Origin of the sequence: Pseudovibrio sp. Ad13, from assembly GCF_001623225.1 — a bacterium.
In the GTDB taxonomy this organism is placed as follows: domain Bacteria; phylum Pseudomonadota; class Alphaproteobacteria; order Rhizobiales; family Stappiaceae; genus Pseudovibrio.
In genome coordinates, this window is record NZ_LMCC01000005.1 from 36095 (window position 1) to 55786 (window position 19692).

General features: G+C 46.9%; 16 protein-coding genes. 13 read left to right on the top strand and 3 right to left on the bottom strand.

The window, feature by feature from the left end; translation table 11 throughout:
- The first annotated feature begins 394 nt into the window (after nucleotides 1-394).
- From PsAD13_RS06995 to PsAD13_RS07035, 8 genes are all read left to right on the top strand, one after another.
- Nucleotides 395-910, top strand: a complete 516-nt coding sequence (locus PsAD13_RS06995; protein WP_057465969.1) for an Hcp family type VI secretion system effector — start codon at nucleotides 395-397, stop codon at nucleotides 908-910.
- Nucleotides 911-1028: 118 nt separating this feature from the next.
- Complete coding sequence (locus PsAD13_RS07000) at nucleotides 1029-1325, top strand: hypothetical protein (RefSeq protein WP_063317707.1); 297 nt, start codon at nucleotides 1029-1031, stop codon at nucleotides 1323-1325.
- Nucleotides 1325-2221: a hypothetical protein gene (locus PsAD13_RS07005; protein WP_063317708.1), complete on the top strand. Its 897-nt coding sequence runs from the start codon at nucleotides 1325-1327 to the stop codon at nucleotides 2219-2221. The genes PsAD13_RS07000 and PsAD13_RS07005 overlap by 1 nt, the downstream gene beginning before the upstream one ends.
- Nucleotides 2221-2733, top strand: a complete 513-nt coding sequence (locus tag PsAD13_RS07010; RefSeq protein ID WP_063317709.1) for a hypothetical protein — start codon at nucleotides 2221-2223, stop codon at nucleotides 2731-2733. Before PsAD13_RS07005 ends, PsAD13_RS07010 begins: the two co-directional genes overlap by 1 nt.
- A gap of 67 nt (nucleotides 2734-2800) precedes the next feature.
- A complete protein-coding gene (tssI, locus tag PsAD13_RS07015; RefSeq protein WP_063317710.1) occupies nucleotides 2801-4897 on the top strand; it encodes a type VI secretion system tip protein TssI/VgrG in 2097 nt (698 codons plus the stop codon).
- 9 nt (nucleotides 4898-4906) lie between these two features.
- Complete coding sequence (locus PsAD13_RS07020) at nucleotides 4907-5275, top strand: PAAR domain-containing protein (RefSeq protein WP_082596416.1); 369 nt, start codon at nucleotides 4907-4909, stop codon at nucleotides 5273-5275.
- Nucleotides 5272-6312 (top strand): DUF4123 domain-containing protein, encoded by a 1041-nt coding sequence (locus PsAD13_RS07025; protein ID WP_063317711.1) that lies wholly within the window; start codon nucleotides 5272-5274, stop codon nucleotides 6310-6312. The genes PsAD13_RS07020 and PsAD13_RS07025 overlap by 4 nt, the downstream gene beginning before the upstream one ends.
- Before the next feature lie 353 nt (nucleotides 6313-6665).
- Complete coding sequence (locus PsAD13_RS07035) at nucleotides 6666-8147, top strand: DUF2235 domain-containing protein (protein ID WP_063317713.1); 1482 nt, start codon at nucleotides 6666-6668, stop codon at nucleotides 8145-8147.
- A 991-nt stretch (nucleotides 8148-9138) separates the two neighbouring features.
- On the opposite strand, the gene PsAD13_RS07040 is transcribed toward PsAD13_RS07035, so the two are convergent.
- Both PsAD13_RS07040 and PsAD13_RS07045 read right to left on the bottom strand, forming a co-directional pair.
- Nucleotides 9139-10362, bottom strand: a complete 1224-nt coding sequence (locus PsAD13_RS07040) for an MFS transporter (protein ID WP_063317714.1) — start codon at nucleotides 10360-10362, stop codon at nucleotides 9139-9141.
- A 1-nt stretch (nucleotide 10363) separates the two neighbouring features.
- A complete protein-coding gene (locus PsAD13_RS07045) occupies nucleotides 10364-11590 on the bottom strand; it encodes an ATP-grasp domain-containing protein (protein ID WP_063317715.1) in 1227 nt (408 codons plus the stop codon).
- 873 nt (nucleotides 11591-12463) lie between these two features.
- On the opposite strand from PsAD13_RS07045, the gene PsAD13_RS07050 reads away from it, so the two are divergent.
- Entirely contained in the window at nucleotides 12464-13921 is a 1458-nt protein-coding gene (locus tag PsAD13_RS07050) for a radical SAM protein (protein ID WP_084404659.1), read from the top strand.
- 513 nt (nucleotides 13922-14434) lie between these two features.
- Here the strand turns inward: PsAD13_RS07050 and PsAD13_RS07055 are convergent.
- Nucleotides 14435-15334, bottom strand: a complete 900-nt coding sequence (locus tag PsAD13_RS07055) for a helix-turn-helix domain-containing protein (protein ID WP_153040860.1) — start codon at nucleotides 15332-15334, stop codon at nucleotides 14435-14437.
- 201 nt (nucleotides 15335-15535) lie between these two features.
- Here PsAD13_RS07055 and PsAD13_RS07060 point away from each other — a divergent pair, with 201 nt between their 5' ends.
- The 4 genes from PsAD13_RS07060 to PsAD13_RS07075 all read left to right on the top strand — a co-directional run bounded on the left by PsAD13_RS07060 (nucleotide 15536) and on the right by PsAD13_RS07075 (nucleotide 19689).
- A complete protein-coding gene (locus tag PsAD13_RS07060) occupies nucleotides 15536-16588 on the top strand; it encodes a proline racemase family protein (protein WP_063317718.1) in 1053 nt (350 codons plus the stop codon).
- 185 nt (nucleotides 16589-16773) lie between these two features.
- On the top strand, nucleotides 16774-17793 hold the full coding sequence (gene dctP / locus PsAD13_RS07065) for a TRAP transporter substrate-binding protein DctP (RefSeq protein ID WP_193777032.1): 1020 nt from the start codon (nucleotides 16774-16776) through the stop codon (nucleotides 17791-17793).
- Between the two features lie 57 nt (nucleotides 17794-17850).
- The gene (locus tag PsAD13_RS07070; RefSeq protein ID WP_063288955.1) at nucleotides 17851-18378 is read left to right on the top strand and encodes a TRAP transporter small permease subunit; all 528 of its coding nucleotides are present in this window, start codon (nucleotides 17851-17853) and stop codon (nucleotides 18376-18378) included.
- A gap of 3 nt (nucleotides 18379-18381) precedes the next feature.
- Nucleotides 18382-19689, top strand: coding sequence for a TRAP transporter large permease (locus PsAD13_RS07075; protein WP_063288954.1), 1308 nt, complete (start codon nucleotides 18382-18384; stop codon nucleotides 19687-19689).
- The last annotated feature ends 3 nt before the right edge of the window (nucleotides 19690-19692 follow it).

Sequence of the window (19692 nt, forward strand, 5' to 3'; positions counted from 1 at the left end):
TATTTCAGGGGTAAGCCAAAAGCAGCCCAGACTGGGCCGAAAATGGCCCGCTGATTTCCCATATTTTTCAATAATATAGCCGCCTTTTGGCGTCTTGTTTACTTTCCGGGCCAGAAGTGGCTCAAGTTTACGTGGCGGCACTAAATTTGCAGCGCTGCGCCGCAGGCAACTTTGCGCGTGCTTTAAAATTAATTTCTCTTGTTATTTCAATGGGTAAGCCGACCTGGTGAGTTTTTTGTGACTACTTTTCCATTCTGGCATGCAAGTTGCAATTGTGTTGGTACGCTGTCGCAGACTGGGGTCTGGGGCTGTGGCCCATTCTCATCAAATGGGGTTCATTTATTTGTTTTGCTGCGTCTGTCCGCACATGGAGGGCGCTCACCAGGAGCATACTATGCCAACACCCGCTTATATCACCATTGAAGGGTCAACTCAGGGCCCAATCACTCAAGGCGCGTTTACTGAAGATTCCGTCGGTAACGTGTGGCAGGAAGGCCATGAAGACGAGATCATGGTGCAGGCCATTGATCACACCGTCATCATTCCTCGTGATATCCAGTCCGGCCAGCCAGCTGGTCAGCGCGTGCACACTCCGTTCAAGTTCACCTGCTCCATGAACAAGTCCATCCCGCTGCTGTATAATGCGCTGGTCTCTGGTGAGATGCTGCCAAAGTGTGAAGTCAAATGGTACCGCACCAATTCTTCCGGCAAGCAGGAGCATTTCTTCACCACCTCCTTTGAAGATGCCCTGATCACTAACATCGAGTGTGGCCTGCCACATTGTCAGGATCCAAAGAACGCTGACTTCACTCAGCTGATCACCATTGAGTTGTCTTACCGCAAGATCATGTGGGAACACACAGTCTCCGGCACGTCTGGTGCTGATGACTGGCGCGCGCCTGCAGCTTAAACCTTCCTTCCTGATGGGAATGGAAGTCAGATCCGGGCCAGCTTTGGCCCGGACACTGTCTATGGGTGAGTTCATCATGGGCAGTCTTTGATTTGGGCCTGATCTGCGGAGTTGGAATATGCAACGTGTCTCTGGCAAAGCCTCAGCAAAGCGCGGCTACTTGCGCAGCTTCTTTCGCAGCTTGCTGTGGCGACGGCGCAAGGTGGAGGCGATTGCAGAAGCTGCTCCCAAAGAGTGCGACCCGGCAGGAACGGCGCATGTGGTCTTGCAAGGTCGTGACCGGCCTGAGCGCTCGTCAGATGCTCTGCACGAAGATCTGTCCGAAGAGCTGGAGATCCGGGGCTTTCTGGATCAGTTTCCCGGTCACCGCTTGATGGTCAAACCCGGGGAACAGCCCCACAAGGAGATATTCTGATGGTCTATCCGCTGGCGGAGCAGAGACTGGCGCAGCAACATAGTGCAGCTCATGATGTAAATCCGGTTCAGGATGAGGCAATCGCGGTTTCTCTTGAGGCGTTTGCTCAGGCGATCGTAGATGCCCATCAGAGCATGGCGCTTATGACTGGTGGAGCTTTAGATTTAGCCACCTTGCCCGGCACATTGCTGGACAGCCGGTCTGGACATCAGCTTCTTAAAGAGATCGGTATTAAGGGGCGTTATTACACAAAGATAGCCAATGGGAAGACCTACGTGATCTTCAAGGGCTATCCTGCAGTGCGCGAGGTTCTTAAGGGGACAAGATATCTGTCGTCCTCTCCAAAGGTTGTTGCTTTTGGAATTGGCCCTGAAGCCATACGCGCAGGTGGCCGGGCGAACGCGATCATCATGATCACCTGTTATGTGGCCCTGGATATCATGCAGTTCATCATGAGCGATACGCAGCTTTACAGTGAATTGTTTGCCAACATCATTGTCGATGTAGCGATCGGAGCTGTTGCCATTGGCGCTGGTATGGCCGCAGCCGCTGCTGGCGCGCTTCTGGCAGGTGCTATCACGACAGTTGCTATTCCTGCCCTTGCCATTACGGCTGGTGCCATTGTTGTTGGCATGGCAGTGGGTATGGCTCTTGGTCAACTGGACAAGATGTTTGGCCTGCGAGAAAAACTGTCTGCTGCCTTGCGCTGGACTGGTGAGGCTGTTGCGCGCGGCCTTCAAAAAACCGGCCAGGTTATTCACGAAGCACAAGTTTCCATGCGCCAGAAGGTGGAAGCGCTTGAGCGCCGCAGCAATCGGTTTTTCTATGATCTGGAACGCGAGACCATCTGGCACTTTGGCGGCCCTGATCTTTATAATCAGATCTACAGGCGGTGATGATGATCAACTGGTACATCAATAAAACTGTTCATTTTGGCCAGTGGATTGGCCGGGATCCGCGCAGAGCACACGGGTTTGCAGCTGCGCTTGATCTTTTGATGGTGTTTTTGGTGTGGAGTACGGTCTCTGACTTTCTTTATGCGCAGCAAGTCATTGAACTCCGGCAAGATAACTTTGAAATTGCTCATGGGATCCAGGCTTTAGCGCTTGGATCTGTTGCAATCCCCATCGCTCATTTTGTCTTTACGCCCTGGGGCCATCAACGGCTGCAATGGTCTGTCAAAACATATCTCATTCTTATTTTCGGATCGCTCCTGATCTTTGCTATCGCCGGCAATCTATGGGCGCAATCAATCGGGCAAAGAGCGCAAGACGAAGGGTACCTACTTTGCCAGAACGAGTTTTTCGCACCGGCAAAATCCTTCCATACCTATGTGCGTCCAGACACTTTATGTCCCGCTGATGAATGGCATTCCAAACCGTATCCACCACCGGTGGTGAGGCCCTAACAAAGCCCGCCAGACCACTTTCAATTCTTATGCTTCCTTTGTTTTTTCCTTTGCCAGTGAGTTTGTTATGAATGCTATTGTCCAAATCCCGCAGCTCTTCCAGGAACAAGATCTGGCCTTCACCTTTGCAGCTCCTGCGCAGCCCAATGCGGAATTGCTGGTCACCGGGTTCTCGGCAACAGAGCGTCTCAATGGGCTCACGCAGATCCAGATTGAGCTTGCCAGTCCCGACAACGCGCTCGACCTGCATAGCCTGCTCGATACGCCGGCAACACTGACCATTCATCATAAATACGAGGGCCTGCGCCATCTCTCCGGAGTGATCGCCGAAATTGCCCGGGGTAATGAAGGCCATCACCGCACCAGTTACTCACTCACGCTGCTGCCCAGCCTGCACCGTTTAGCCCACGGCTCTGACTGCCGGATCTTCCAGAAGAAAAGCGTGCCCGAGATCGTCAAGATCCTGCTCAAGGAGCACGGCGTAGAGGATGTGAAGTGGGATCTGACCGAGCCTCATGAAGCCCGCGAATACTGTGTGCAGTACCGGGAAAGCCACTTAAGCTTTTTAGATCGCATCACGGCAGAAGAAGGCATCTGGTACTACTTCACCTATGGCGCCAACGGCCAGCATACACTGCAGTTTATTGATAACCCGCAGATTGTCTCCGAGCTGCCGGACCAACCCAAGCTGGAATACAACGCCATGGTTGGCGGGGCTGTCAAAGGCGTCTATTGCAACAGCTTTGTCCTGCGTGAGCAGCTGCGAGCCACCAGCTTCATGCAGCGCGATTATTCCTTCAAGAACCCGCCTTACAACCAGCAACACGCTCATCAGCGCGGTGAAGACAACGGCTCTGCCGGAGACTATGCACTCTATGAATATCCGGGGCGCTACAAGGCGGATGGTGTCGGCAAACCCTTCACAAAACACCGGCTGGAGGCAGCACGTGTAGAGGCCACCACAGGCCACGGGGCGACCAATGCCATTCACCTGATGGCAGGTCATCAGTTTGCCCTCACGGACCACCCGAACAGTGATTACAACATCAAGTATCATTTGCTCACCGTCTCGCATCAGGGCAGCCAGCCGCAAGCCGTGGCTGAGGAAGCTGGCAGTGGCTCCACCACTTACAGCGCTGGGTTTGAGGTCATGCCCGCCCGTCTGCCATACCGGCCCAAACTGCTCAAAAAGCCTTTGGTGGATGGCCCGCAGATCGCCCATGTCACCGGGCCGGAAGGTGAAGAGATTTACTGCGATGAACATGGCCGGGTGAAAGTCTGGTTCCCGTGGGATCGTCACGGCAAGAAGAACGACACTTCCTCCTGCTGGATCCGCGTGTCCTCCAACTGGGCCGGCGCCAGCTGGGGCCACATCGCCATCCCCCGCATCGGCCACGAAGTCATCGTAGACTTCCTCGAAGGCGACCCAGACCAACCAATCATTACGGGACGGACGTATCACAACAACAATCGTACGCCGAACAAGCTTCCTGACTTTAAAACCCGCATGGTCCTGAAGTCCGACAGCCACAAGGCGACGGGATCCAATGAGCTCCGCTTTGAAGATGAGGGCGGGCAAGAGGAAGTCTGGTTCCACGCCCAGAAGTTTCACAACGGCGTTGTTGAGAACAATGAGACCTGGAAGGTCGGGGCCAATCGCCACAAGCGCGTTGAGGGCTCACAGTCTGAATCTATAGGCGGATCAAAGGATATTGAGGTGGATGGCTCACACAGAGAAACCATCTCTGGTGTGAAAGACCTTCATGTGAAAGCGGTTCGCCGCACGCAGGTTGACGCAGCCGACAATGAAAGCATTGCTGATGACAAAACGCTGCAGGTTGGAGGCAACTATACCGCCAAGGTGAACCGTAACATTCGTATGGAAAGTCTGGCACACCAGCATTACACCGCTCCAGGTACTATCTTTGTTGATGGCGGTGATCAGGTGGTTGTTCGTGCTGGCTCTGCCATCTCTCTCAACGTGGGTGGCAACTTCATTCGAATTGATGCGAGCGGCATTAAGATTGAAGGCACTGTTGTGAATGTTAATTGCGGGGCAGGGGCCCCTGCGACTGGCAAGGATGTTCCATTCATTGAACCATCTGCACCAGAAGATTATCAAGGTCCTCATGCTGAGCGCTATGCCCGCTCCTTTGAGAAATAGGAGAGGTCTATGTCAGGAAAACCCGCAGCTCGTTTAGGTGACATTGGCTCTGGCCATGATTGTCACTTTCCGCCAACACCTGCCATTGCCGGAAGTCCAAATATCTTCATTAACAACCGGCCTGCTGTAAGGCAGGGGGATGCTTATGCGCCCCATGGCTGTTCACCATGCCCGTCTCCTTCTCATGGCAGAGCATTGGCGGCTGGTAGCCCCACGGTGAACTTTAACAACAAGCAAGCAGGCCGTGTTGGCGATCCGATAGATTGTGGTGGTGCTGATGTCTCGGGAAGCGCCAATGTATTCATCGGTGCTGCGTCTCCTCCAGGGACACGCAAGCCGTTCGCCGAGGAATGTCCATTTGCTAAGGATGCCTCATGACGCAGGCAGTTTTATCTATTGATGTAGAGCCAGATACGCTCATCGCGGACAGTGTGAAGGCAAGCCTGTTTGCCAAAGTCACTGAGGACATTGCCGCTTATGCGATTATCGACGGACAATGGTGTGAAGATATCTATGGCCGTTTACTGGGGGACGAGAATGCCGACTGGTGCAGTCTGATTGCTGGAGAACTGGCGCAGGAACTTGCCTTGACAGCTCCTTATCTGGTGCGGTTGGAGCAGGATAGCGATCTCACCAATTGGCTGATTCAAGAAGGCTGGGGCAAGGGCTGGGGCATTTACTTCTTAGCTTCAAAGTCAAAGGCCAAAGAGCTTTACAGAACCCCGCCCCCTGAAAACCTGAAGCAGCAAGTAGAGCGTGGTGCCTTTGTTGCTTCGCCAGATATCTCTGAGGACGAAGCCACGGATGTAGTGCTTCTGCGACGGCACTTCCGGCGTTATTTGCGCGTTGAGTTCGAAAGTGATGGCCGGTTGGTTCGGTTCCGGTTTTTTGATCCAGCTGTTCTGCGCGTCTGGTTGCTCTCTACAAACCCGATGGAAACACAAGCATTCTTTGGGCCAATTACTGACTTCATTGCTGAGGATTGGTGTGAGGAGCCCAGCCTGTGCAATGCCCTGCAGCTCTGGCATTTTGCAGCACCTGCATCGGGACAGCATTGCAAAGCAGGCCGCTTTAGCATGCAAACACGTCAACTCATGCCCATGACACCATTTGCGGAAAGCTCGACGCAAACCAACGACCGCCCCAAAGGACACATCACCCTCATCCGCAAGGCGCAGGAGAAAGCGTTTGAGGATATGCAATGGGAGTTGTATGCAGAGAAAGTTGTTCGATCTTTAATTGAAGAAGAAAATAGTAAAAATTTTAATTTTTTGAGCTACGCAGAAGTAAAAGAATTTGTAAAAGGTGAGCTAAAAAATGCGCAATCCAAAGGTTTGGAAGGCCAAAATGAGATGTATGCTTTTATTCGGACTATGGCAAATAAGTCTAATCAGAGCAGGAAGCATAGTAAATGAGTAGAAATAATTTTTCCAGTTTTTCTTTTTACAAGATATTTCTCCTTGTTACTATCGGCGCCATGCCATGGGGTGTCTTATTTAATAACGATGGTATCGAATACAATCCTTTATTGAATAATATTTCACGCATAATTCCTAGTATAGACAACTATACAAAGGAGATAGCAGATATTTATAATGCTGTAATTTTTATTATGCTTATAACTTGCTTACACTTAACAAGTGTAAATAAAAAAAATATCCATAAGTATTTTATGATTATATATATAACGCTATTTGTTTTATTGTTCTGTATAAATAAATATTTTTCGATGATGTCAGTTAGTTATGTATATTGATTGAGGTTATCTATGAGTAATAATTTCCCTGATAAATCAGTTTCTTCTTGCGAAAGTTGTGATTTTGTACTTCGGATTGGAGTTTTCTTTGACGGAACTGGAAACAATCAAAGTAATGTCCGCTCAAAAAAGATTTCAGACAGTTTTCTATATTTTTGGGAAGGTGATGATAGTTATAAGAGCGACTTCACAAATATTTGGAAGTTGCATAACCTATATCCCCGACAACATTCACAGAGAAATATTAATGAAGAAAAGTATATTTTTGGAAACTATTATGTTGAAGGGATAGGGACCGAAAACAATGAACCCGACAGTAAATTGGGTGCAGGGTTGGGAACGGGAGACTACGGAGTAATTGCTAAAAGCGAAAAGGGTGCATCGCAGGCATTTAATTTCATATCTACATACGCCGGTTACAACATTATTCGAATTGAAGTAGATGTATTTGGGTTTTCACGCGGATCTGCTGCGGCACGCCATTTTTCTAATATGATCAATAAATTTGAGAGTATATATGCCCCATTGGAGGTGAAGCAGGGATTGGGAAGTAGTATAAAGTCTATAAATGACAAGCAATATATGATTTATCACAAAATACCAACAAGAATACAGTTTATCGGGCTATTTGATACGGTTCCATCAGTTATAGACTTGCTAGGTGGTGATTTCGAAGCCACAAATGATGATAACGGTGATGTCTTAACTCACTTACCTTCAGGTATTGCGCAAAGTAAAGTAGTTCAAATTGCTGCAATACATGAACGCAGGGAGAACTTTGGATTAAAATCTATCCTCTCCAATCCAGTGTCATGTAAGGCACCTGAAGTTAAAACAGAAGGCAACCATCTGGAAGAATGTATGTATGGTGCGCATTCTGATATTGGAGGTGGATATGTCTCGAAAGCTTCTGATATCGACCTTGGATCGAAGGCTAATGCTTCAACACAAGCGTTGGATGAGGGCTGGATTGGTGATGACATAACTAAAAGTTGCACATCCAAAACAACGGATAAATCTTATAGGCATGATGGCTACCCTATTGAACAGTCTTTAACTGAAGAGACATGCATTATTGAAGGCGAAACTGGCAAAATAATTCAGGAGACTTCAACAACTACTACAACATTAAAAGATATCGGAACAAGTTCGCGTTCTACGCACAAATCCACATTGAAACGCAAGTATGTCGACGGAGCATATTCCCGTATCGCTTTGCATAAAATGCATGATTATGCTGTTGCCAGTCAGGTTCCCTTTATCGCACTAAATCATGAGGATGGTGAAGGCTCTAAGGAAGCTAATCCTATCCCTGAGCTAACTGATATTCCAGATGAACTGAAATTCATTGATGAGAAAATCCACAAGGGCGAACCTTTGTCAGATGATGAACTGAAGCTATTGAAGAAAAAGTACCTTCATCACTCTGATAATTATGAGGGTATTGGGCACGACCCACATGAGAGCGGAGAACGCCTGATTTTTCCAAACTAAGAAAATACCGTGTTTGGAGCATCGTCCAACCCATAATGGTTAATTTTCTGGAAGCCGGAATTGAGAATTTTGCGTCAACACCACGTCAACCGCCCTACGCATTTTAAGCTGTACATAACGCCGTTTGTTGTCGTGTATTTCGTTGAAGTACTGTGAAAGTTGCTAAGCGGTATCAGTTGTTTGTGAGCTAACTTATTGAAAAATTGTAATAGTAGGGTTTACTAAATTAGGGGCTCATAACCTGAAGGTCGTAGGTTCAAATCCTACCCCCGCAACCAAATTATGATCAATAGATCAACAACATAACAAAAGCCCTGAACCTCTGGTTCAGGGCTTTTTGCGTTCGCGTCAACACCACGTCAACATTAAAGGCACAGTTGTAAAAGCCTGATGAGACAATGCTGGGGGCCAAGTGGCATATGTTCTTCTAACGGATTGGGATGAGATGTAGTTTCTAATTGGCTTGCGGAGTTAATATATTCCATGTACGCTACTAATGCTCGATTGAACTATCATTCGTAGGCGTAGCCAACAAACCAAGCGCTTAACTGAGCGGCAATGGCTTAGTCAATGCGTATAATGCTGGCGTTTGCTGCGATGCAGAAAATTGAAAATGCATGTGGCTGTTTCAAGGTGCAACGGGCCAACTCTGGACATTCGAGCTATTCCCCTAGGGTTTTAGATTTTGCCCATAAATTGCTGTCTACTATTGGTTTTTGGCTCATCTCTCACTGTTATCTTCGCAAATATGGTCACAACACTCCATTATTCAAATCAAATGATCAGTCTATTACCCCCCCCAAAAAAAATAGACAACCCTGAGCCCGTTTACCTTTCTAAACTTTGCGATCATCAAAGCAGTCGATATCGATAGCGTCTAGCTTTCCCTCAGGTTCCACGCTCATTTTTCAGAGTGTAAGCAGCGTTTGCTGTGATCTGAACAAATATAGATGCCTTCAGAAAGGAACGTTCGTACTAATAAGAGGCTCGGTCAATCTCTAGCGGTTTCCAATGCTGGTGATCGACGGCTATGCATTAGGAAAATACTGGCATAAACTAGTAGCCCGAGAGTTGGCATAACAGTCAAAAGCCAGAGAGCAGATTGCACATCATAGTTAAACCAGATGTATCCCAGTAACGCGGGGAAGACTATACGTGCGCCACTCACTGTAAGGTCAACCAATGCTAGGAAACGACCCTTACAATGCTCCGGTGCATTCTTCGAGACGTAAGCCGGTAGAATAATGGAGTAGATGATTTCTCCAAGAGACCAGAATGTAATCCCTAGTAGCAATGCCGTCGTGTTGAACCCGATAACGATCGTCAGCATGCCAACAACCCAGAAGCAAGCAGATATAACCATCATAAGCGGCTCACTACGGTCTCGTATCAAACGCTCGACAATGAACGATGCGCCAAGGACGATTGCTGCATTCAATGTGTAGACAGCACCAACCATTATCTCACTGGTGTGAAATACGTTTTTTAGCAATAACGGCACCAGATACTCCATGCCGAATAATACACCTATTAGCAGGATACCGGACAAGCAGAATACTGTAAGCGCTGGGGACGCAATGAGAAGTTGTATTATGCTTTGGTTATTCTGCGTTTGCTGGGCTTTTTGCCGACTACCACCGATTGTTGCTTTTAGTCCAAAATATATGAGTAACAAGCAAATCGTCTTGGATAGAATGTCGCCATAAAATACAAGCTCAAATGAGCGCACTGCAAGCACACCACCGAGTAATGGACCAAAAGCCATGCCTAAGTTTTTGAAAACATAGTCATTAGCATAGGCAAACTGCCGTTGCTCTGTAGAAGACAATTTGGCGATCAATAGACTACCAGCTGGCCCGTACATCCCCATGCCAAGTAGTCCGACAAAGAGAAAAAAAGTATAGGCATAAGGAGATGCATCCTGGGTCATCAGGCCCCAATAACCGATGATATGGATAGAAAATGATAAGAGAATAACTCCTTTTGCTTGCCAACGATCGACTAGACTGCCGCTCAGCAGATTACCCAGGATCATTCCCAAGCTACCAACTGACAGCATAGTGCCTGCAGCAGCGACAGATAAACCGCGCCCATTTACGAGATATAGGGTGAGGAAGGGATAAACAAACATACCCAATCTATTCACCAGCGAGCAGAGGAAAATGAAATATAGTTGCCGGGGTAACTGTTGGAAGTCTTTGGCTATAGTAAACATATCAGTTACCTACTTGGATCTGGAAGGCTTCGCGAATGTTTCGAAATTTCTGGGCGACCCCTGCAAAATCATCGCCATGACAAATGTAATAGCCCAGCACTTCATAGCAATGTTCAGCCTCTTTCAAAACATCTCCCTTCTGCGCCCACACTTCGGCTTCAAGGACTGATGGTAACGCGCGTATGGCGTCACTGTCACTGATCTGTGTTATAGAACCTGTAACCAGAGTGGAAAGGTATTCGGCACCAAAACTTGTCGTGTAGTCTTGGGTGATATGGGCTTCTTCATTAAGATCAAGCCTGACCCATTGTTCTACCAGATCAAATCCGTAGGCATGGTTGATAAGGGAAATTATGGGGCCCCCACCACAACGAGCAGCAGACTCGCCGAAGTAAATTTCTCCATCGTCAGTAAGATAGAACTCAGTATGAGCAACACCTGTGTGCATGCCAAAATGGTTTAAGAGGTGTCGACATTGCGCAAGAATGTCTCTCTGCTCTGTATTTTCACCCTGGCCGAGGGTGATGACGCCTTGGTGTTGTCCTGACTCTTTATAGTCAATAATATTGTAAGTATACTGCGAAAGGTTGTCGAAAACGGTCTCACCATTCTGCACTAAGCTATCGATAAAATATTGAACTCCATGAATATATGCCTCAACACGGTAATCATGGCGTTCATTACGAATTTTCTTCCAAATTTCCTCAAGTTGCTCCGGCGTTTCAACCTTAAAGGTATTACCGCAGCCATAACCATCATATGGTTTGATAATTATCGGATAACCGTGTTGTCCTGCGAACTCATCTAAGGTGGCCCTTGTATGGGGAACGCAGCAATGAGGTGTTTTAAGGCCGAGTTCTTTAGCACGCTGTTGCATCACATTTTTATCTCTAAAATGGATGCCGGCTGCTGGTCGTAATCCGACAATATTATTGTCTTCCCTGCACAGACAAGCAGTGTAAACATCTTCATCGTGGAAAACAAAAATACGTTCGATCGCTTCCTTAGAGCAAATCTCATCCACTCGTGCACGCACGTCGGGCACTGAACTCAAGTCAATAAACTCATATGTCAAGAGCTTATTGAACATGCTTTTCGGTGGCGTGCTTCCAGAATGGAACATAACATGCAAAGAATATTTCAGATCCTTTATAACTCTCACGAAATTGTCGAGATATTTAAAGTGCATGGCAACTTCACCACGAAAAAATATTACGATCTTTTTCATAATTTAAAGAACCCTATTTGAAATTTATATTAAGTTACAAAATTTATTAGTTTACCAATCTCACCAATACTGGGAGACCAATCTGCCCTACAGCCTGTCGCCAATCTAGATCGCACTCCAATTAGAACTCTCCTGAATATGGGCATCAAACGCGCTTGTCTTTTGTATTTCTTGACGAATTCGCGCAATGGCTCGTAGTCAATTGTATTTCTAATCATGTACTTGGTATGCGCACATAGAAGTCATCTTAAGTTAAGCTAGATGAATCGCTCTAAAGTAACTCTCAATAAGATTAAAATAAATAATCAAAAAGACAATCTTATATTGAAAGCAAAAACATATAAGCGTGTAGACTAAAAAAATGCAACCCAAAATATTAGCAGCAAATAGCCTCAATTCACGAGCTAAAGGCTTTCTGATCGCCTCCCTATGAGTTGATTACTGTGTGAAAAAACTAGAAAATACCTGCTTTGATGAGCCAAATTACTTATTTATCAGAAGAAGTCCGTATAGAGTTCATGGATTACTTTAAAATAGCATGAAATTTAATATCTGGTGGCCTGATCCTGTCTCATAGCGTTCATTGCCATTATTCTTAATTCATGGAGCGTCGGCTTTGTTATTTTTCAATGAACAAGGCCAAGCTATTTAGAAAACTACCTCTACGTAATATATGTATAAAAATCCTCTTTATATAATAATATATTTCATGTTACTTATTTTAATTAATCTAACGCGTGCATATTGGTAATAATATCGAATTTTATATGAATAAATATTTTTCATTATATAATATACTTCTAGTAATTGATTGATGTGAGTTAATTTTGTTAACGTCAACGCAATATTAAAAATTATATTTTGAGGTTATACATGGTTGATCTTCGCGTAGGTAATGAAAATCTTTTAAATACACGCTTTAAATACATGGCACGAAATACAATTGATTACTGGATGGTCCCAGATAGTAAGAAATTAAGTGAGACGGAAATAGTTCAGTGTATTTCCGCAGCTCCAGTAACTGATGAAACAACATTACAGCTGTACCTTCACATCCCGTTTTGCGCCCAGAAGTGTTCATTCTGTGCATTCTCCGGAGGCAATACTCTGGATTTCGATAATGCGGGTGAATATATTGACCTATTGATTCAGCAACTCCGCAAGATACTGCAAATTACGCCGACTTATGGTCAAAAACGTATTCGTTCCGTACACATTGGAGGCGGGAGCCCAGATCTGGTGCGTAGCCATATCGGAAGACTTTTAAGTTATGTACGTTCGCTAGAGGGTATGGATGAAAACACGGAGATTGCAGTTGAATGTGCTCCAGCAACAACCAAACCTGATTTTCTGGACGAACTGATTACTCATGATGTGACAAAGCTCAGCTTCGGCGTGCAAAGCATCAATCCAGATATCAGGGCTAATATCCGTCTGCCGCGATCAATGCGTAAAGTAGAAGAGTTATGTGAATACGTTGGTGGCAAGATTCCAATCGTAAATACCGACTTTATCACCGGTTTGCCTGGTCAAACACTTGCTGATGTTGAAGCGGATTTGGATTATGCCTTGAAGCACCCGATCATCAATGCTGTCAGTACATACCTACTGACACCAGGTGCAGCGCCATCTTTGGTTGCGGATGTGAAAAGCGAAAAGGTGCCTCATGTGCCAACGCATAAAGAACAAGCAATCATGCGATTGCATTCCTACAGTACTCTGCAGCAGTCAGGTTGGGTTCGTTGTGGAACAAACACTTATGTCGACAAAGCTTCCGTTAGTAAGGAAATCATTGATCATTTGCCGGGCAACGAATGTATTGGGGCAGCACATTACGATACGTTTCTGATTGCCGCTGGTGCACAGGCTATCGGTTCAGCACCAGGTGTCCGGTTTGAAAACACTGTAGATATCAATCATTGGAAAGAAGCTGTGCGTAATGGTGAATTTGGTTTCAACCTCAGAAAGTCAGCACTTCATCACCAGAAGGACATGTCTTTGTGGACGTTCCCATTGTTTTATGAAGGGCTGAGAAAAGATCGCCTTCAAGCAATGATTGATGCCGGAGATGTGGATGAAGCACAGCTCTCTACTCTACAAGATTTGATCAATGAAGCGCTTGTCATCGATGGACCTCATGATTACCGACTTTCGATATTGGGAGAGGTTTTCATGGGCCACATAGTAAGGCTCTTGAAGAAAGAGGAAGGCCAGAAAATCATTGATGCATACATCCATGAAGGCTTCAAGATTGGTGAGGCGATTAACGCTGGTGTAATCGATCATGACAACACTGCGAATAATCGTCAGAGCGTCGTTGAACGAATTTAGGTGAGTACGGAATAGTTTATCTCATACTTTGTTATTTTTCCTAAGTTGATAATCCTTGGCTCCTTCTGCTTTTTCTAGAAGGAGCCAAGCAGAATAGCCATTCCTAACCGTGCAATGAAACCATCTGAAAAATGCGAGGCTGCAGCATATAGAGCTTAGATCCGTCCTACAGCACAATTTTGCCAATTATCGCCGCGTGTAATTGGCCACGCAAATGTTTGCTCTCGTTCGCAAACCTGTTTTGCCCTAGTGGAAGGCGAGTGCACTTTCTTGTCTCTCCGCACTTTTAAGTGGGATAGCAACCAGGAATAGTAAGAGCGCCTCAATAATCAAAGGTCAACGCCAGTGCGAATGTCCGCGATTTGAGCATAAGTAACAAACTGTTGAATCTGGGCTAGTACCTGATTATTGATATAATATATTTAAATTAACTGACGCAACGGAGATTCTATATTTTACTCTTGCCGTAATTTTAAATTTTCCTTTCAGCGTCAACGATACATAATCGTTGGTTCATCTCTGCTTCACCAAACGTTGCGCTCTATAGTGTTTCGGGGTTTGGTTGAATTTAGCTTTGAACCAGCGGGAGAAGTGGCTGCTGTCGGAGAAACCGCATTCATGGGCGATTTGGGTGACGGTTCGTTTTGAGTTCATGAGGCGCCAGCGAGCATGCTGGAGGCGCATGTCACGCCAGACTTCTTGTGGTGTGGCTTTTGCATGTTCAGTAAAAGCTCTGTTCAGTTGCCTGACGGTGGAACCCAGCATTTCGGCAAGCTTTTCTGTTGTGTCTGGGTCTCTCAGCTTCTGACGCATGATTTTAATGGCCTGTTCCACACGCCAGTTTCCGCATTCCTCTAAATCTTGATAGGGAAGCCGCCCAATCTCATGTGCTGATCGATGCTCGTCTACAACGAGGGCCGTCAGGCCTTTCATTCCACGAGAGCGTCCACAGTGCTTAATCAAAATTTCTACTGCAAGGTCAATCGCAGCAGTTCCACCAGGGCAGGTCAGGATACTTCCATCGCGGACATATAGCTCATTTTCTACGGGCTCTACCTTTGGAAATTGTTGCGAAAAAAGCGGGCGATGGTGCGCGTGAATTGCGGCCTTTCTACCGTTAAGGAGGTCTGCCTTGGCTATGATAAAGCTACCAGTGCAAAGTCCGATAAGTTCTGTCCCTTTGGCGTGAACGTCTCGCAAGAATGCATAGGTTTCTTCTGGAATCTGTTCCATTTGTTCAAGTTGGCCGCCGACGATGACGACATAATCATAAATCCCTGCTTCCTCAAACGTCTTCCATGGCATAACTGCAAGACCAGAACTTGATGCTACGGGTTCCAAATCATGACTTAAAACATCCCAATGGCAGAATACTTGTCTACTTCTATCAGCTTCATCTGAGGAGTGACGCACAGCATCGATAAATCCTGCTAGCGGCAGGATTGTAAACGCCGGAGCGAGAATAAAGGCAAAGCGAACGTCTGGTTCAATCTGTTCATCTGTGATGTGAGGGCTTAGCAAGCTGATACTCCCGAATCTGCAAGTAAATGTCTTTTTTGTTCTATTATTAGCCCGTTACGTACTGCATTTCTCCTTAGCTAACAAGGAGGGCATATGCGCTGGAATAAATCTGTGACGGTAATTGGTGCACACGCTGAAGGGGAAGTTGGGCGTGTTTTGACGGGTGGAGTACTGAATGTTCCCGGAGCTGATATACTTGAGAAGATGGAGTACCTGAAGGCCAATGATGAGCTTCGTCAGTTTGTAAATCGTGAACCTCGCGGTTGTGCTCAGATGACAACGAACCTCTTGCTACCTCCATCACATTCGGAGGCACATGCTGCCTTTATACCCATGCAGGCAGATGGGACGCATGCCATGTCTGGATCCAATGCAATGTGTGTGACAACGGTGTTGCTGGAGACTGGCATCTTGCCAATGCATGAACCTGAAACGACAGTTGTTTTGGACACTGCGGCTGGACTGGTAAAAGCAGTTGCGCACTGCAAAGAGGGACGTGTCGAGCGAGTGTCCTTGGATTTCTTCCCAGCATTTGCTGAGTATCTGAATGCTCAGCTTGAGGTAGAAGGACTGGGAACGCTCACGGTGGATGTTGCGTTTGGTGGTGTTTACTACGTACTGCCAGATGTAAAACAGCTTGGGTTTCGTATTGGGCCTGATGTCGCGCAAGATATGGTTGTGCTCGGAAACAAGATCAAAAGGGCAGCCCAGGAGCAGCTCACAGTTCAGCATCCAGAGATTGAGAACTTCAACAGTGTCGAATTTTTGATGTTTACTGATATGATTGATGGAAAGCAGAGCTCATACCGCAATGCTACGATTATGCCACCAGGACGTGTTGATCGCTCACCATGTGGAACCGGTACCGCTGCTCGTCTGGCTGCCATGCATGCCAAGGGATTGATTGAACCCAATCAGCAGCTCGAAATGCGATCCACGATCAACTCTCGTTTTGAGGCTTCTATTCTTTCTGAGACGAAAGTGGCTGGGCAACCCGCAGTTATTCCTCGTATCTCTGGGAGGGCCTGGATCTATGCAACCATGCAGTTGGGAGCTGATCCAACAGATCCTTACCAGTTGGGTTACACCATGGCAGACACCTGGGGAACTGGCATCGACCATGTTATTCCAGTTGCGCTAGACTAACGGGTGAACAACTCAAACGTAAAGTTTCGGATGGGGGAAGTTACTGAATGTAATTCCCCTTAATCCTGTCTGCTACGTTCTCCAAAATGACTTATGTGTTCTTTTATAGGGTGCTATCAGTCTCTTATTCTCAGGGTGATCTCACAATCGAACTAGTGAGGGAATTTAACTTGGGAGGATTGAACTTGGTTTTTAAATTGCGGAAAACAGCTGCGGTTGTGTTGGCGACGGCAATGACAATTGGTCTTTCAACGTTTGCGGTTGAAGCAAAGACAACGCTTAGACTATCTCACTTATCACCTCCAGGCAGTGACATGGATAACTGGGCTAAGGACTTTGCAAGTCGCGTTTCGGAAGCTTCTGATGGCCGCGTAAATCTTCGCATTTTTCCTGCAAGCCAACTAGGTGATTGGGAGGAAGTTTATGAGCAGCTGAGCCAAGGTTCTGTTGATCTGGCAATTCAGTCAATCTCAACGAAATTTGACTCGCGACTTTCTCTAACATGGTTTCCTTACACCGCAGTTGACTATGACAGCGCAAAAGATGCCTGGAACAATGGTGGCTTTCTCTTCAATATCGTGAATGACCTCGTAAAGCCGCAGCAAATTCAGGTTTTAGCACCTTATGCAAACGGCTTGGGCGGTTTGGCTGTTGGCAATCCTGTCGATGATCCGAAAGATCCGAATGCGGACCATAGTGAGCTCAAGATTCGCGTCTGGCCATCGGGCGTGGGTACGCACAAGCCGCTGCTGGAGCGTCTGGGGTATTCAACAACCACAATGCCTTGGGCGGAACTCTACACTGGAGTGCAGACCGGCGTAATCGACGGAATGGTTGGTGGCGTTCCTGAAAATGCGGTTCGTGATTGGAATGGTGTTGTCGATACATGGTTGCAGATCAACGATCATTTTGAAATCAACTGGTTGCTTTCATCAGCCTTCTCCATGGCTCAGTTACCAGAAGAAGATGCTGCCGTGTTGAACGAGATAGCTGCCCAGATGGCTACGGAGCGCTTTAACGCCGTAGAAGAAGCTGACAACCGCTACCTTGAAGAGCTTAGCAAGAATGGTGTGACTGTTGTTACCTATTCACGTGATGAGATCGAAAACATGGCAAAAGCCGTGCGCGTTGATGCATGGCCGAAGATGAAAGATCAGATCGGCGACGAGCTCTATGAGCTGCTTGAAAGCCGCTACTCAAACTAATGAGTTTCGAAGACCGGAGATCTCCTCCGGTCCTCGGACAAAATAAAAGAGGGCGGTATGCTTCAAGAGCGCCAAATACACATTAAGAACCCAATCTGGCAACTCAAGCTGAAGCTGTTGCGGTTCATTATGTTCATCACAAGTATCGCATTCACCACAGCAGTCTTTCTTCAGGTCGTGATGCGATATCTGTTTAACTATTCGCTTTTTGGTGTTGAAGAGTTCGCCAGTTTTGCTGGTGTCATTATGTACTTCGTTGGGGCAGCGTATGGAACGCATGAACGCAGCCACATCTCGGCCAGTCTAGTGGACACAATATTCGGAGAAGGACGCATCACTGCAGGCGTCCATGCCTTCACACGCCTCTTGTCTGCAATTTTGGTGGTTTATATCCTCAACTCACTCTGGGGGCTGCTCGTCTTCACAGAGCGTATGAACACCGTATCAACGGAGCTACGTCTCCCAATGATCTGGATCTATGGGACGATGTTCGTGGGACTGGCTCTGACGGCTTTCTATTTCCTGCTCGAGTTTATTGAAAGCTTCCGCGCAACAATCTGGCACGCACCAAATACGGAATCCTAAATCATGAGCTCCCTAATTTTGATGGACGTTGCGCTTCTCGTGACGTTGATGATCCTTGGTGTACCTGTTGCTTTGACATTTGTAGCCGCAGCCGCATTCCTGATCATCTTTGGTGAATACAACTCGACAACCTTCTTGATAACTGCAGGCTTTTCTAAGCTTTCTTCAGTCGTATTACTTGCGATCCCACTGTACATTCTAGCTGGTGGTATCATGACACAAGGTGGAATTGCCAAACGTTTGCTTGAAGTTGCAGACAGCTTCTTTGGTCGATACCGCTCGGGTCTTGGTGTTGTAACCGTCATCACAACTGCCGTTTTTGGCGCAATCTCCGGGATGGCATCTTCTGCTGTTGCTGCTATCGGTTCTATTGCCATTCCAAGAATGGTGGAACGAGGATATGACCGTGGCTATGCGACAGCTCTGGTCAGCTGCTCAGCAGTTCTGGCGCTGCTCATCCCTCCCAGCGCGACCATGATCCTTTATGGCTGGGTGACAGGTACCTCTATTGCAGCAAGCTTCCTTGCACCTTTGGTTCCTGCACTGTTGCTTGTTGGTCTGTTTTCCTTCTGGAACATGGTCCTGACACGCAAGATGGAGATTACTGTTCCTGAAGCCCAGCCGTTGAATGTGCAGATCAAAACAGTTTTCCAACGCACACGAGAAGCTGGCTTCGGGTTGGCAATGCCTTTGATCATCCTGGGGTTTATCTATGGAGGTATCACCACACCTACTGAAGCTGCTGCTGTGGCTGTGGTCTACGCATTGCCAGTCGCGTTTCTCGTTTATCGGGAGCTGACATTCAAATCGTTTTACGATGTGGTTTGGAAAGCAGCTCAAGTGACTTCGGTACTGATGCTTGTAATCTTTACAGCAAACATGCTAGCGCGCGTGTTGACGCTTGAAGAAGTGCCTCAACAGATACTGGAGACGATGCTCTCCATTTCTGATGATCCGATCGTACTTCTGCTGCTTGTAAACGGCTTCCTGTTGCTTATTGGGATGTTTATGGAGGATGTTTCTGGCATCTTGCTTGCAGCTCCGCTGTTGCTGCCTGTGGTGACCGAGGCTGGCGTACATCCGGTGCACTTTGCTGCGATTATTGGAACCAATCTGGGCATGGGTCTTATTACGCCGCCCACAGCGCCAATCCTCTATTTTGGTACTTTGATAGGGCAGACGTCGCTTGCGAAGGTTCTAAAACCTACTCTGGTGTTTGTTTTCCTCGCATATATGCCAGTGGTTCTGCTCACCACCTTTGTCCCAATACTATCCATGTGGCTGCCGATGGCCGTAACAGGCATCAGGTAGGAG